Source organism: Kitasatospora sp. CMC57, from assembly GCF_045866025.2.
In the GTDB taxonomy this organism is placed as follows: Bacteria; Actinomycetota; Actinomycetes; order Streptomycetales; family Streptomycetaceae; genus Kitasatospora.
On sequence record NZ_AP035881.2, the window covers coordinates 2,871,287 to 2,885,460 of the forward strand.

Annotated in this window: 11 protein-coding genes; 4 read left to right on the forward strand and 7 right to left on the reverse strand. The window is 73.6% G+C overall.

Going from position 1 to position 14,174, the window contains the following annotated elements; all coding sequences use genetic code 11:
* Positions 1–16 precede the first annotated feature (16 nt).
* Together ACKUU6_RS12580 and ACKUU6_RS12585 are read right to left on the reverse strand one after the other, a co-directional pair.
* A complete protein-coding gene (locus ACKUU6_RS12580) occupies positions 17–3,289 on the reverse strand; it encodes an ATP-dependent helicase (RefSeq protein ID WP_407988589.1) in 3,273 nt (1,090 codons plus the stop codon).
* A gap of 19 nt (positions 3,290–3,308) precedes the next feature.
* Complete coding sequence (locus tag ACKUU6_RS12585; protein ID WP_407988590.1) at positions 3,309–3,641, reverse strand: MGMT family protein; 333 nt, start codon at positions 3,639–3,641, stop codon at positions 3,309–3,311.
* Positions 3,642–3,796: 155 nt separating this feature from the next.
* Between ACKUU6_RS12585 and ACKUU6_RS12590 the strand changes: the two genes are divergently transcribed.
* Positions 3,797–6,403 (forward strand): lysylphosphatidylglycerol synthase domain-containing protein, encoded by a 2,607-nt coding sequence (locus tag ACKUU6_RS12590; RefSeq protein ID WP_407988591.1) that lies wholly within the window; start codon positions 3,797–3,799, stop codon positions 6,401–6,403.
* A gap of 49 nt (positions 6,404–6,452) precedes the next feature.
* On the opposite strand, the gene moeZ is transcribed toward ACKUU6_RS12590, so the two are convergent.
* The 5 genes from moeZ to ACKUU6_RS12615 form a co-directional block, all read right to left on the reverse strand.
* Positions 6,453–7,631, reverse strand: a complete 1,179-nt coding sequence (gene moeZ, locus ACKUU6_RS12595) for an adenylyltransferase/sulfurtransferase MoeZ (RefSeq protein WP_407988592.1) — start codon at positions 7,629–7,631, stop codon at positions 6,453–6,455.
* 174 nt (positions 7,632–7,805) lie between these two features.
* The gene (locus tag ACKUU6_RS12600) at positions 7,806–8,756 is read right to left on the reverse strand and encodes an NAD-dependent epimerase/dehydratase family protein (RefSeq protein WP_407988593.1); all 951 of its coding nucleotides are present in this window, start codon (positions 8,754–8,756) and stop codon (positions 7,806–7,808) included.
* Positions 8,756–9,808, reverse strand: a complete 1,053-nt coding sequence (locus ACKUU6_RS12605) for a hypothetical protein (RefSeq protein WP_407988594.1) — start codon at positions 9,806–9,808, stop codon at positions 8,756–8,758. Before ACKUU6_RS12605 ends, ACKUU6_RS12600 begins: the two co-directional genes overlap by 1 nt.
* Complete coding sequence (locus ACKUU6_RS12610; RefSeq protein WP_407988595.1) at positions 9,808–11,325, reverse strand: DUF3492 domain-containing protein; 1,518 nt, start codon at positions 11,323–11,325, stop codon at positions 9,808–9,810. Before ACKUU6_RS12610 ends, ACKUU6_RS12605 begins: the two co-directional genes overlap by 1 nt.
* 284 nt (positions 11,326–11,609) lie before the next feature.
* Positions 11,610–12,521 carry an alpha/beta fold hydrolase gene (locus tag ACKUU6_RS12615; RefSeq protein ID WP_407988596.1) on the reverse strand — a complete coding sequence of 304 codons (912 nt, stop codon included), beginning with the start codon at positions 12,519–12,521 and terminating at the stop codon, positions 11,610–11,612.
* Positions 12,522–12,758: 237 nt separating this feature from the next.
* On the opposite strand from ACKUU6_RS12615, the gene ACKUU6_RS12620 reads away from it, so the two are divergent.
* The 3 genes from ACKUU6_RS12620 (at position 12,759) to ACKUU6_RS12630 (ending at position 14,164) form a co-directional block, all read left to right on the forward strand.
* A complete protein-coding gene (locus ACKUU6_RS12620) occupies positions 12,759–13,415 on the forward strand; it encodes a TetR/AcrR family transcriptional regulator (RefSeq protein WP_407988597.1) in 657 nt (218 codons plus the stop codon).
* Positions 13,416–13,535: 120 nt separating this feature from the next.
* On the forward strand, positions 13,536–13,763 hold the full coding sequence (locus ACKUU6_RS12625; protein WP_407988598.1) for a DUF3107 domain-containing protein: 228 nt from the start codon (positions 13,536–13,538) through the stop codon (positions 13,761–13,763).
* A 119-nt stretch (positions 13,764–13,882) separates the two neighbouring features.
* Positions 13,883–14,164 carry a hypothetical protein gene (locus ACKUU6_RS12630; RefSeq protein ID WP_407988599.1) on the forward strand — a complete coding sequence of 94 codons (282 nt, stop codon included), beginning with the start codon at positions 13,883–13,885 and terminating at the stop codon, positions 14,162–14,164.
* The last annotated feature ends 10 nt before the right edge of the window (positions 14,165–14,174 follow it).

Genomic DNA, 14,174 nt, shown 5'->3' on the forward strand with positions numbered 1-14,174 from the left:
GGGCCGGTGCTCCCGGTCAGTCGAGCAGCTGCCGCCCGTCCCGCTGGGCCGTGCAGCTGCCGCGGAAGCTGCACCGGGCACAGGACTCACCGGCCCTGGGGCTGAACCGCTCCGCCAGGACCCGGCCCGCCGTGTCCGCGAGCAGGTTCTCGACCCACGGTTCCTCCGGCGGCCCCTGGTGCTGGACCTTCGGGGCGTCCGGCTCCGCCTTGGAGGCCTCCGCCCTGAGGTGGACCAGCTCCGCGCCGCCGACCTCGGGGCGCTGCTCGAACAGCTCGTCCAGCGCCCCCGCGCGGGCGGCGAGCTGGTAGACCGCCAGCTGCTTGTGCTGCGGAAGTGACCTGTCGGTCGGCAGCTGCTTGCCGGTCTTGAAGTCGACCACGTACGCCCGGCCCGCCTCGTCCCGTTCGACCCGGTCCATCGAGCCCCGGATCCGGACGCTGACGTCCCCGACCGGCAGGGTGAGGTCGAAGTCGTGCTCGGTGGCGACCGTGCTCCGGCCCCGCTCCAGGACGTGCCAGTGCAGGAAGCGTTCCAGTGCCGCGCGGGCCTGCTCCTTCTCCTGCTGCGACTTCCACGGCGCGTCGAAGGCCAGCGCGTCCCAGACCGTGTCCAGCCGCTCCATCAGCACTGCCAGGTCGGCCGGGGTCCGCCCGGAGCCGACCTCGTCGGCGAGGGCGTGCACCACGTTGCCGAAGCCCTGGGCCGCGGTGGTGGTGCTGCCGGCCTTGACGTCCTTCTCCAGGAACCACTGCAGCGAGCAGTTCTCCAGCTGCTCGAGGCCGCTCCCGGACAGCCGTACGGGCAGTTCGGCGTCCCGGAGCGGTTCGGCCGATTCGGTCCGGTCCACCAGGCCCCACCAGCGGTCGGGGTGGGCGGCGGGGACCATCGGGGCGCCGTCCTCGTCGGTGGCCGCCGCCAGCACGGCCAGCCGTTCGGCGGCGGCCCGCCGCAGTTCCGCCGGGCGCGCGGGGTCCACCGTCACCGCCCGCAGCTCGGCGACCAGCGCGGAGACCGCCAGCGGCCGTTTCGGACGATGCGTCACCTCCTCGACCGTCACCTGCGGGGTCCGGCGCAGCACCCGGCCGGTCCGGGGGTCGAGCTCCTCCCGGTACAGCTCGCGCAGGAAGCGGGACGGCTCGTCGCCGTCCTCGGCCGGGGCCTTCACCGCCGTGACGATCAGCCGGTCCTTGGCCCGGGTGACGGCGGTGTAGAAGAGGCGTCGCTCCTCACCCAGCAGCGCGGCCGGGGAGAGCGGTTCGGCCAGGCCGTCCCGGCCGATCCGGTCGGCCTCCAGCAGCGAGCCGCGGCGGCGCAGGTCGGGCCAGAGGCCGTCCTGTACGCCTGCCACCACGACCACCCGCCACTCCAAACCCTTGGACCGGTGCGCGGTCATCAGCCGGACGGCCTCCGGCCGCACGGTCCGTACGGCCAGGGTGTCGGCCGCGATGTCCTGGGCCTCCAGCTCGGCCAGCAGCTCCAGCGCCCCCCGGTGCCCTGCCACCTGCTCCTCGGAGCGGGCGGCGGTCTCGAAGAGGGCGCAGAGCGCGTCCAGGTCCCGGTCTGCGTTACGGCCTGCGGCACCGCCGCGCAGGGCGGCCCGCTCCAGCCGTTCGCGCCAGCGACGGCTGCCGTCCCAGAGCTCCCAGAGCGCGGCCTCGGCTCCCCCGCCGCCCGCGAGCTGTTCGCGGACCTTGCGCAGCAGCACGCCGAGCTCGCGGGCCCGGCGGGCGTAGCCGGGCTCCATCGCGACCAGGCGGTCCGGCTCGGCCAGCGCCTCCCGGATCAGCTCCTCGGCCGGACGGACCACCACCGGCTCCTCCGCGCCGCGCAGCGCCTGCCGTTCCTCCTCGCGCAGGGCCCGGCCGAGCCTGCGCAGGTCGGAGCCGTCCAGTCCGCCGAGCGGGCCGGTCAGCAGGGTGTGCGCCTGCTCGGCGGTGCACTCCTCGGCGGGGTGGGCGCAGACCCGGAGGGCAGTCAGCAGCGGGGTGACGGCAGGTTCCTCGCGGAGCGGCAGGTCATCGCCGTCGATCTCCAACGGCACCCCGGCCGCGCCGAGCGCCCGCCGTACGCCGGGGATGGACCGGCCGCCGGCCCGGACCAGCACCGCCATCTCACCCCACGGCACGCCGTCCTCCAGATGGGCCCGGCGCAGCAGGTCGGCGACGGAGTCCAGTTCGGCGCCGGGGGTGGGGTAGGTGTACACCTCGACCCGGCCGCCCTCGCGGGAGGGCAGCAAGGCGCGGTGCGCCGCCAGCTTGTCGGCGGGCAGTCTGCCCATCGGCATCCGCCGGGCGAGCTCCCGGGTGGCGGCCAGCAGGACGGCGCCGGAGCGGCGGGAGACCCGGAGCACCCTGACCTCGCCCGGGCTGCCGTCGGCCTTCGGGAAGGCGGCGGGGAAGTCGAGGATGCCGTTGATGTCGGCGCCCCGGAAGGCGTAGATCGACTGGTCCGGGTCGCCGACCGCGACCAGATCCCTTCCGCCGCCCGCGAGTTGGCGCAGCAGCCGGACCTGGGACGGGTCGGTGTCCTGGTACTCGTCCACGAAGACCACGTCGTAGCGGTCCCGCAGCCGGTCGCCCACCTCGGGACGCTCCGCCAGCAGCACGGCCCGGTGCACCAGCTCGGCGTAGTCGAGCACCCCGCGCAGGTCGAGCACGTCCAGGTAGTCGGCCAGGAAGTGCGCGGCGGCGGCCCAGTCGGGGCGCTGCACCCCGGCGGCGAACCGGCTCAGCTCGGCCTCGCCCAGGCCCAGCTCCCGGCTGCGGGCGAGCACCGCGCGGACCTCGTCGGCGAAGCCGCGGGTGGTCAGGCAGGCCCGCAGGTCGAGCGGCCAGGAGATGCCGCCCGCGCCGGTCCTGACGTCCTCGGCGTGACCGGCCAGCAGCTCACGGACCATCACGTCCTGCTCGGGTCCGGAGAGCAGCCGGAGCGGTTCGGCGTAGGCGGCGGGCTCCTGCTCGGCCCGGAGCAGGGCGTAGCAGAACGAGTGGAAGGTGGTGGCCTGCGGGGTGGCCGAGCCGTTGCCGAGCCGGGTGGTCATCCGGTCCCGCAGCTCCATCGCGGCCTTGCGGCTGAATGTGAGCACCAGGATGCGTTCGGGATCGGTGCCGCGCCGTATCCGGCGCACCACGGACTCCACCAGCGTGGTGGTCTTGCCCGTACCCGGCCCGGCGAGCACCAGCAGCGGCCCGTCGCCGTGCTCGGCCACGGCCCGCTGGTACTCGTCCAGCACGGGCGGGGCCGGCTGCGCGAGCGGACTGCGGACCAGACGGAACGGGGAGGACACCCGGACGAGCCTACCCGCGTCAGCTGCCGTCCCAGCGGGCCAGCCGGAGGTCCACCCGGGGCTCGCCGCCGACCAGCCTGAGCGGGGTACCCTCGGCCCGGTACTCGGGCAGCGCCCGGTGCTCGTGGTCGGGCAGCGGGCGGCCGTCCGCCCGGACCACCCGCCACCAGGGCACCCCGGCCCCGTACAGCGCCATCACCCGGCCGACCTGCCGGGGGCCGCCCCGGCCGAGGTACTCGGCGACGTCCCCGTACGTCATCACCCGGCCGGGCGGGATGCGTTCGGTGAGGTCGAGCACCGACTCGGCGTACGGCGGCAGCTCCGGCGGCTGAAGGTTCGTCACCCCCGGCATCCTGCCAAAACCGGACCGGCCCCGGCACCATCCGGTCGATCCGGGCACTCCCAGGGAGGGATTCGGCGCGCCCTTTGTGGCCCCTGTCCCTCATGGGACCACCCGGCGTGCCACCATCTTCGGGGCGGTGAGTGGTGATACGAGGACAAGACCAGATGACCAGGACGGTAGAAGTGGACGTGGACGAGGGCCCGTGCGGGTCCGCCACCGCATCTCCCGTACCACCGCCACTGTCGTTGGCCAAGGGTACCGAGGGGGAAGAAGGAGTGGCCGAGGAGCCACCGGACGGCGACAACCTCGCCGTCGACGAACCGCTGCTCGCCGCCCGGGCGCACCGCCCGTCCGATCTGCTGCGCTTCCTGGCCGGACTCTCCGGCATAGTGGCGCTCTTCCTGGTGGCCCGCTTCGCGGTCTCCACGACCTCCGGGCTCGAAGCCGACATCACGGTGAACGCGGGCCGCATCCCGGGCTGGCTGACCACGGTCGCGGGCCTGGTGTCCAGCTTCGCGGTGCTGGCCGTTCCACTCTCCTTCGCGGTCGAGCGTCTGATCAAACGGGACGGCCTGCGGGTCGCCGACGGCGTGCTGGCGGCGGTGCTGGCGTACGGGACCTCGCTCGGGGTGGACTGGTGGGTCGCGGCCGGCGCCCCCGTCACCGTCCAGGAGTCGCTGACCCAGCTGACCCTGAGCGGTACGCAGGTGATCACCGATCCGGTGCACGGTTACCTGGCGCCGGTGATCGCCTACATGACGGCGGTCGGCATGTCGAGCCGCCCGCGCTGGCGGGTGACGCTCTGGTCGGTGGTGCTGGTCAGCGGCCTGACCGAGCTGATCAGCGGGTACACCACGGTGCTCGCGCTGCTGCTGACCGTGCTGATCGGCTGGTCGGTGGCGTACGCCACGCTGTACGCGATCGGCTCGCCCAACATCCGCCCGACCGGGCAGCACCTGATGATCGGCCTGCGCAAGGTCGGCTTCGCCCCGGCCAGGGCGCACCGAGCCCCGGACGCCCCGGGCGGCACCCGCAGGTACTACGTCGAACAGCACTCCGGCCCGCCGCTGGACGTGCACATCATCGACCGCGAGCAGCAGGCCTCCGGCTTCTTCTACCGGGCCTGGCGGCGCCTGCGGCTGCGCTCGGTCGCGGTCCGCCGCAGCCCTCAGTCACTGCGCCAGGCCCTGGAGCAGGAGGCCCTGATCGCGTACGCGGCCACCGCCTCCGGGGCCCGGGCGCCCCAGCTGGTGGCCACCTCCGAGCTCGGTCCCGACGCCGCCATCCTGGTGTACGAGAAGCTGACCGGCCGGCCGCTGGACGAGCTGGGCGACCAGGAGATCACCGACCAGGTGATGGCCTCGTTCTGGGAGGCCGTCGACGCCCTGCACGAACGCCGGATCGCGCACCGGCGGCTGACCGGCGAATCCCTGCTGGTGGTCGACGACAGGACCGGCTACCTGGTCAACCTGTCCGGGGGTGACATCGCGGCGGGCGACCTGACGCTGCGGATCGACGTCGCCCAGCTGCTCACCACCTTCGCGCTGCGGATCGGCCCGGAGCGCGCGGTGGCGGTCGCCAACGCGGTGCTCGGCGCCGACCGGGTGGCCGCCGCGCTGCCGCTGCTCCAGCCGGTCGGGCTGAGCCGGTCCACCCGGGTCGACCTGGCCAAGCTGAACAAGGAGCGCAGGGCCGCCGCCCAGGCGACGGCGGTGGAACAGGTGGCCTCCGGCGAGCGGACCCAGCAGCAGGCCGAGGAGGACATCGCGGTCGCCAGCGAGGACCTGCTCAGCCGGATCCGCGGCCAGATCCTCCAGGTCGTGCCGGAGGCCCCGCTGGCTCCGGAGAAGCTCGAACGGCTCAAGCCGAAGACCGTGATCACCGTGGTGGCCCTGGCCTTCGCCGCGTACTTCGCGCTCACCACCATCAAGCCCGAACAGTTCAACCTGGACCGGATGAACTGGGGGTGGGCCTCGGCCGCACTGACGGCCGCCGCCTTCACCTACGTCGCGGCCTCGATGAGCCTGACCGGCTTCGTGCCGGAGCGGCTGCCGTTCAAGCGGACGGTGGCGGCGCAGGTGGCCGGTTCGTTCGTGAAGCTGGTGGCGCCGGCCGCGATCGGCGGCATCGCGCTGAACACCCGGTACCTGCAGAAGTCGGGCATCCGTTCCGGCCCGGCGGTGGCCAGCGTCGGCGCCTCCCAGCTCGCCGGGCTGGGTGGGCACCTGCTGCTGCTGTTCGTCTTCGGTCTGGTGACGGGCACTCAGAAGAAGGGTGGCGAGGGCACCGACAAGGCGGTGATCATCGCGATCCTGACCGCGGCGGTGCTGGCCTTGGTGGTCGCGGCGGTGGCACCGCTGCGGCGCTTCGTGGTGACCCGGGTGCGCTCGCTGTTCTTCGGCGTGGTGCCCCGGATGCTCGACCTGATGCAGACCCCGACCAAGCTGCTCACCGGCTTCGGCGGCATCCTGCTGCTCACCCTGAGCTTCACCGCCTGCCTGGACGCCTCGATCCGGGCCTTCGGGTACTCGATGAGCTTCTCCGCCGTCGCGGTGGTCTTCCTGACCGCCAACGCAGCCGGCTCGGCGATCCCGACCCCGGGCGGCATCGGCGCGGTCGAGTTCGCCACCATCGGTGCGCTGACCCTGAGCGGTGTGCCCGCGCCGATCGCCACCTCGGCGGTCTTCCTGTACCGGGCGCTGACCTTCTGGCTCCCTGTCATCCCCGGCTGGCTCTGCTACAACGTCCTGCAACGCAGGGACGCGCTGTAACGCCGGAAGGGGCGCGGGGCCACTGGCCCCGCGCCCCTTCCGGGTAGTCCTAGTAGACCGGCTTGTGCGGCTCGATCTGGTTCACCCAGCCGAGCACGCCGCCGCCGAGGTGCACCGCGTCCGAGAAGCCCGCCGACTTGAGGACGGCCAGCACCTCGGCCGAGCGGACGCCCGACTTGCAGTGCAGCACGATCTTCTTGTCCTGCGGCAGCGTCTCCAGCGCGTTCCCCATCAGGAACTCGTTCTTCGGGATCAGCACGGCACCCGGGATGTTGACGATCTCGTACTCGCCGGGCTCGCGGACGTCGATGAGGAGGATGTCCTCCTTGTCGTCCTGCCACTCCTTGAGCTGCTTGGAGGTGATGGTCGAGCCCGCGGCCGCGGCCTGGGCCTCCTCCGACACGACGCCGCAGAAGGCCTCGTAGTCGATCAGCCCGGTGACCGTCGGGTTCTCACCGCAGAGCGCGCAGTCCGGGTCCTTGCGGATCTTGACCTGGCGGTAGTTCATCTCCAGGGCGTCGTAGATCATCAGGCGGCCCACCAGCGGCTCGCCGACCCCGGCCAGCAGCTTGATCGCCTCGGTGACCTGGATCGAACCGATCGAGGCGCAGAGCACGCCCAGCACGCCGCCCTCGGCACAGGACGGCACCATGCCGGCCGGCGGGGCCTCGGGGTAGAGGCACCGGTAGCACGGGCCGTGCTCGGCCCAGAACACGCTGGCCTGGCCGTCGAAGCGGTAGATCGAGCCCCACACGTACGGCTTGCCGAGCAGCACCGCGGCGTCGTTCACCAGGTACCGGGTGGCGAAGTTGTCGGTGCCGTCGACGATCAGGTCGTAGCCGGAGAAGATCTCCATCACGTTGTCGTTGTCGAGGCGCTCCTCGTGCAGGATCACGTTGACGTAGGGGTTGATCTCCTTGACCGACTCCCGCGCCGACTCGCCCTTGGAGCGGCCGATGTCGGACTGGCCGTGGATGATCTGCCGCTGCAGGTTCGACTCGTCGACGACGTCGAACTCGACGATGCCGAGCGTGCCGACACCCGCCGCCGCCAGGTACATCAGGGCGGGCGAGCCGAGGCCGCCGGCGCCGACACAGAGCACCTTGGCGTTCTTCAGCCGCTTCTGCCCGGCCATCCCGACATCCGGGATGATCAGGTGGCGGGAGTACCGGCGGACCTCGTCAACGGTGAGCTCGGCGGCCGGTTCGACCAGGGGTGGCAGCGACACGGGGACTCCGATGGTCGTCAGTTCGGGGCTTGGCGTGAGCCACCATCGGTGACTCTGATACGCCAACAGTGTCACTCGGTCGAGGTATTCCGAGACAGCAGGTCCGATGGGTGAGACGGTCGGCGCCGGATGCTGGGACCACCGCCGACGCCCCAACTTCCCTGGTGGCAGCGGTCAGACCCGGCAGGCGGTCTCCAACCAGATGTCACCGAGCGACTCCTCCAGCGGCACCTGTGTCCGCCAGCCGAGACGGTCGCGGGCCGTCCGGACGTCCGCCTGCCGCCACTGCACCGGCTCCCCGGACGGGCGGTGCGGCGGGTAGTGCGGGGGGTGCTCCTGTCCCGCCCCGGGCTGCACCGGGAGCGCCGCCACCCGGGCGTCCTCGCTGATCGAGCCCTCGAACCCGGCGGCCCGCACCAGCAGCTGCGCCGCGTCCCTGGCCCGGACGGCATGGCCGCTGCCGATGTTGATCACGCCGGTGGCGGCCGACACGGCGGCCGACTGGATCGCCCGGGCGACGTCCCTGACATCGACGAAATCCCGGTATCCGGACAGGTCCGGCATCCGGACCTGGCGCTCGTCCTGCTCCAGCGCCCGGCGCAGCCCCTCCGCCAGCCGTCCGAACAGCGAGGCGGCGGGCGATCCGGGACCGACCACGTCGAAGACCCGGAGCACCGCCGCGTCCAGACCGGAGGCGAGCACCAGCTCCGTCCCGGCCAGTTTGGACACTCCGTACGGACCGGCCGGCCGGGGCTCCGCGCTCTCCGGGACCGGCACGCCGGAGGGCATCGGCCCGTACTCGGCGGCCGAGCCGACGTGCACCAGCCTGGCCGGCTCCCGACTGCGCCGGATCGCCTCGCAGACGGTGGCGACCGCCAGCGTGTTGGACCGGATCAGGGCCCGCGAGCTGCCGTACGTCGCCCCGGCGCAGTTGATCACCGCCTGCGGGGCCACCGCGTCCAGGAACCTGGCCAGCGCGCCGGGACTGCCCGCCGTCAGGTCGAAGCGGATGTCGGCCGAGTCGCGTCGGCCGAGCACGGTGACCTGGAGGTCCGGTTCGACCAGCAGGCGTTCGGCGACCCGACGGCCGATGAAGCCGTCGGCGCCCAGCAGCAGCACCCTCATCAGGGGGTGTCCTTCCACGAGATTCGTACGGGGGTCTGGAGGCGGCGGTGCGCGCCGGGCCGGCCGAGCACCAGCCAGGCGTACGGCAGCAGCAGCGCTGCCACCGAGCCGCAGGCGAGCAGTTGGGCGGTCTCCGGGCGGTACCGGGCCACCGTGGTGAGCAGCAGACCGGCCGGTCCCGCCACCAGCAGGCCGGCCACCGCCGGGGCCGCCCGGCCGGAGCGCAGCAGGACGGCCGCCGGGAGCAGCAGCAGCCCGAGCGCGGCCTGACCGGCCCACTGCGGGCCGGTCGCCCGGTGCACGGCCCGGAACAGCAGACCGTCGGCCGGTCCGGGGCCGACGCCGGTGAGCAGCAGCAGGCCGGCCAGGCCGAGCCCGGCCGCCACCAGTAGGTGCAGCCCGGACGCCACCGGCAGGGCCGGCCACATCCGGGACCGGAAGTCGGCCATGGTGCGGGCCGCGCCGAGCTGCTCCCAGCCCACCTGCCGCAGCCGGCCGGTGGCCCACTCCGCCGCCCCGACGGCGGTCGCGGCCGCCACGCCGAGCACCGCCCCGGCCGGGCCGCCCGCCGTCACCGGCAACGCCACCAGCAGGGCCACTCCGGTGCCGTAACCGACCCGCTGCAGGACCGTTCCGCCTGGTGACGCCTCGTCAGGGAGCGGGGCCGGACGGGCGGCGGCCCAGGCCAGCCAGCCGCCGCAGAGCACCGCGACCGGCCCGCGGGCCGCCGGGGGCAGCACCGCGACACCGCCGGCCATCGCCGCCGCGGGCAGACCGTGCCGGACGGCACTGCGCAGCGCCTGCCAGGACCGCTGCCGCCAGCGGGTCGGGCGTCCGGGCGCCGGCGCGGTCGGCGGTCGGCGCGGGACCCGGGCGTACAGCTCCTCGGCCAGCGAGAACACGTCGGCGTGCCGGCAGCGGGCCACCTCGGCGGGGCCCAGACCGGCGTCCTCCAGGGCGGCGGCGATCTCCAGTGCGTCCACGGCCTGCTCGCACACGGTGCGGTGACGCTGCATCAGCTCCCGTACCGGATCCACCTCCCGCCCGGTCATCAGACGGCCTCGGCCACGGACCCGGCGGCGGGCCCGGCCACCCAGTACTCGGCGGGCCGGGCGAACGGCCGGGCCGCCGCCTTCGCCACGGCCGGGAAGGCGGGCCAGCGGGAGACCAGTTCCAGGTAGACCTCCCGGAAGGCCGTCACCACCGGCTCCACCGCGAAACGCTCCTGCGCGCGCAGCCGTCCGGCCAGACCGAGCCTGGCCCGCCGCTCCTCGTCACCGAGCAGCGCCAGGCAGGCGGCGGCCAGGGCGGCGGGATCGCGCGGCGGGACCAGCAGGCCGGTCGGCCCGACCACCTCGCGGGCCACCCCGACCTCGGTCGTTACCACCGCGCGGCCGCTCAGCATCGCATCCGCCAGCAGGCGCGGGCTGCGCTGGGCGAGCGCCGAGAACACCACCAGGCTGCCGGCCGCCCAGATCCCGGCCGGGCCGCCCTCGGGCCTGCCCTCGAAGTCGACGGCCCGGTCCACGCCGAGCCGCTCGGCCATCTCCCGGCAGTGCGCCAGGTACCCGGGCGCACCCTCCTCGCCGTACATCCGCAGCCGGGCCTCGGGCAGCTCGGCCCTGATCCGGGCGAAGGCGTGCAGCATCAGCGCCGGATCGCGCCCTGGCTCCAGCGCTCCCGCCCAGACCAGCACCGGGCCCTCGGGCTCGGGCCCGGCCGCGGCCCTGGCCACCGCCGGGGTGCCCTCGTGCACCACCCTGATCCGGGCCGGGTCGGCGCCGCAGCGCTCCTGCCAGTGCCGGTCGTAGTCGCTGCCCGGGGTGAGCACGGCGGCCTGCCGGTAGGTCTCCTCGGTGAGCAGCCGGAAGAAGCCGATCAGCAGCGCGCGGACCGGCCAGCGGTACGGCGCGGTGCGGTAGCTGCGGTACTGCTCACGCAGGTGCAGCCCGTGCTCGGTGATCACGAACGGGACGCCGTGCAGCTGCTTGGCGACCAGCGCGGGCAGCACGGCCGGACCGCCGCCCACCACGTGGCACAGATCGGCCGAGCCCAACCCGTCAGGACCGGTGCCGTACCAGGGCGCGGAGAGCGGCCGGAGGCACTGCTCCAGCAGGTCCGCCGCCACCAGGACGTCCCTGACCTGCGGCTGGCCCGCCGCCGTATCGGCGGCGGGCGAACGCCAGACCTGTTCCAGCACCCGCTGGGCCGGTCCCGAGGCCAGGAAGGCCGGCAGTGCGCCGTCCTCCCGCCCGAGTGCCGCCAGCCGGTGCAGCGCGGGGCCGAAGGACTCCCGCTCGCCGGGTATCACCAGCGAGCGGATCAGTGCCCGGTACGCCTGCTGGTAGGACCGCCGCCGGTGCAGCGCGGGCGCGTGCCCCTTCGGCCGCCGCCCCCAGAGCGGCAGCTCGGCGACCGGCACCGGCCCTCCCTCGGCGGGACGGCCGCTCCCGCCCAGCAGGTAGAGCCGGAACTCGTGCTCCGGCAACCCCTCGATCAGCCGCCCGCACCAGCTGTCGGCACGCTGTGCGTACGAGCTGGCACCCTCGGTGAGCAGAGCAATGCGCACGACGACCTCCAGAGCAGAGCGGTTCCCTTTGACCGGGTGCGGTGACGCGACGGCCTCGGCCGACGTACCGGTCCTCAGAACGGGCTCCCGACGGGCGACACCGCACCGTTCGACCCTGCGCAGCCGCTGACGCCTGCTGCTCCCCCACACCTGTTCGGTCCGACACCACGAAGGTAGAACGAAACGCTGACGACCCATCGGTCACCGACCGGGCTGCCACCTGAACGAGTGAAACCGCGTGTCCTCGGCCGGAGTCCGCCGTTCTCCGGCCGTCCGACCCGCCGTCAGCTCTCGGCCAGCAGCTCCCGCACCGAGCGCGCCACCAGCTCCGGGTGCTCCAGCATCGCCACGTGCCCCGACTCGGGCAGCACCAGCAGCCGGGCGTCCGCGAACGCCTCGCAGGCCCGCCGGGCGGAGCGGTACGAGACCAGCTTGTCGCGCAGCCCGTACACCAGCAGCACCGGCGCCTTCACCTGGGCCGCCTGCCGCCAGAGCGCCTGCTCCCCGCGCTCGGTGTACGCCGAGACGATCCCGCGCGCCGACCCGGCCAGCGCCGCCAGCGCGTACGGCAGTCCGGCCCGGCGGCGGTACTCGGCCACCGCCCGGTCCCACTGCGCGGACGGCACGGCCGCCGGATCGCCGTAGACCAGCGCGAGCAGCTCCCGGGTGGCCCGCTCGACGTCGCCGTCGGCGCTCCGGGTCCGGGCCAGCAGCGCCGCGACGCCGGGCAGCGCGAGCAGACCGGTGGGCCAGGCGGTGCGCTGCGGCGGCAGCTCGGGCAGCGCGGGCGAGATCAGCGTGAGGCTGCGCACCAGATCGGGCCTGAGCGCGGCCAGCCGGACCGCCACCGCGCCGCCGAGCGAGTTGCCGAACAGGTGCACCGGGCCCCGGTTCACCGCCTCCAGGTAGCCGATCACCGCCCGGACGTGGCCGGTGAGGGACAGGTTCCCGTCCTGCGGCAGCTCGGACCACCCGAAGCCGGGCAGGTCCACCGTCTCCGCCGCGAGCTCCCCGTCGAGCTCGGCGATCAGCTCGGTCCAGTTGTCCCCGGAGCCGCCGAGCCCGTGCACGAACAGCGCCGGGGGCAGCCCCTCGGCGCCCGCGGCGGGGCCCCGCACCGCCAGTACCGCCCCGGGGACCGTCACGATCCGCTCCGGTCCCGGCTCGTCGGCCGCCACCCGCTGTTCAGTGCTCATGAGGCACGATCGTAGTGAGCGTGAACGTCCCCGGCCCGGCATCCACGGCGTCTCAGGCTCTGGACAGCGCAGGTGAGCCCCGTATTGTGTGCTTCCGACAAGGGGGTCCGGGTGCTTTTCTCGCGCTCGCCCGGCGCGGATCGGGTTACCCAAAAGTAGAATCAGTCACCTTGCCAGCAATGCCCGGCACACCCGCCCCAGGGGGCGCTGCCGCAGACCGTGAAGTGAGGAGCGCCCGTGACGGCCGTCCAGGAGGCGCAGGAGCGCCCGCGTGGTGCCCGCCTGCCGCGCAGCGCCCGCCGTGAACAATTGCTCGGTGCCGCGCAGGAGGTGTTCGTCGCCCAGGGCTACCACGCCGCGGCCATGGACGACATCGCCGACCGCGCCGGGGTCAGCAAGCCGGTGCTCTACCAACACTTCCCCGGCAAGCTCGAGCTCTACCTCGCACTGCTCGACAAGCACTGCGACGCCCTGGTGGAGTCCACCCGCGAGGCACTCACCACCACCACCGACAACAAGCAGCGGGTCGCCGCGACCATGGAGGCGTACTTCAACTACGTCTCCAGCGAGTCCGGTGCCTTCCGGCTGGTCTTCGAGTCGGACCTGACCAACGAGCCCGCCGTGCGCGACCGGGTCGAGCGGGCCGCCGACGCCAGCGCGACCCTGGTCAGCCAGGTCATCGCGGAGGACACCGACCTGCCGGAGGCGGAGTCCAAGCTGCTCGCCGTCGGCGTCTGCGGCCTGGCCCAGATCACCGCCAGGTACTGGCTCTCCCAGGACCTGGAGATCCCCCGCGACGCGGCGGTGAAGCTGGTCGCCAGCCTCGCCTGGCGCGGCCTCAAGGGCTTCCCGATGCACCCCACCCAGGAGCCCTCGGACCCTTCCGCCGAATAGGCGATCAACGGACCTTCGCCGTTCCCGGTGGTGGTTGCTCTATGGTGAAGCCGTACGGCGCGACGCCCGCGAACAGCGGTTCGAGCGTGTGGATGGCTGCAACCCGGAGGGACGGAAGCCGTGGAGGTCAAGATCGGCGTGCAGAACGCGCCTCGAGAGATCGTTCTCGAGAGCACGCAGACTGCCGATGAGGTCGAGAGCGCGGTCGCCAAGGCGCTGGAGGGCACCTCGAAGCTCTTCACGCTGACCGACGAGCACGGCCGCCGGGTCATCGTCCCGGCCGAGCGCCTGGCGTACGTCGAGATCGGCGAGCCGAACGTGCGCAAGGTGGGCTTCGGCACCATCTGACGCGTTCGGAGCAGGACCGGACGGCCGTCCCCGATCAGGGGGCGGCCGTTCGGCGTCTGTGCGCGTACCGACCGGGGCTGCGGGGTATGGCCGGAAGGGAACCCCCAGGGAGGCAGCCCGTGGTCCTCGAAACGATCGCCTTCGCGCTCATCGGCCTGGCCGTCGGATTCGGCGCGCTGGTGACACTGCCCGCGTACTTCCCCGCCGCCCGATCGCTGACCGTGGCGACCGCGGTGATCGCCGCCCTGCTCGGCGGCGGCATCTCCCGCTACGCGCTGGACGACCACCTGCCGGGGCTGGCGCTGCTCTTCTCGGCGGTCGGCTCGGTACTCCTGGTCTCGGTCCTCGCCCGCCCCGACCAAGTGACCGGGACGGGACGGCACCGACACCGGCACGCCTAGGGCCTGTCCG

Excerpts from the sequence above, each read along its gene's own strand:
- ACKUU6_RS12600 (WP_407988593.1), bottom strand. The coding sequence starts at position 8,756 with ATGAGGGTGCTGCTGCTGGGCGCCGACGGCTTCATCGGCCGTCGGGTC.
- ACKUU6_RS12590 (WP_407988591.1), top strand. The coding sequence starts at position 3,797 with ATGACCAGGACGGTAGAAGTGGACGTGGACGAGGGCCCGTGCGGGTCC.
- ACKUU6_RS12615 (WP_407988596.1), bottom strand. The coding sequence starts at position 12,521 with ATGAGCACTGAACAGCGGGTGGCGGCCGACGAGCCGGGACCGGAGCGG.
- ACKUU6_RS12605 (WP_407988594.1), bottom strand. The coding sequence starts at position 9,808 with ATGACCGGGCGGGAGGTGGATCCGGTACGGGAGCTGATGCAGCGTCAC.
- ACKUU6_RS12585 (WP_407988590.1), bottom strand. The coding sequence starts at position 3,641 with ATGCCGGGGGTGACGAACCTTCAGCCGCCGGAGCTGCCGCCGTACGCC.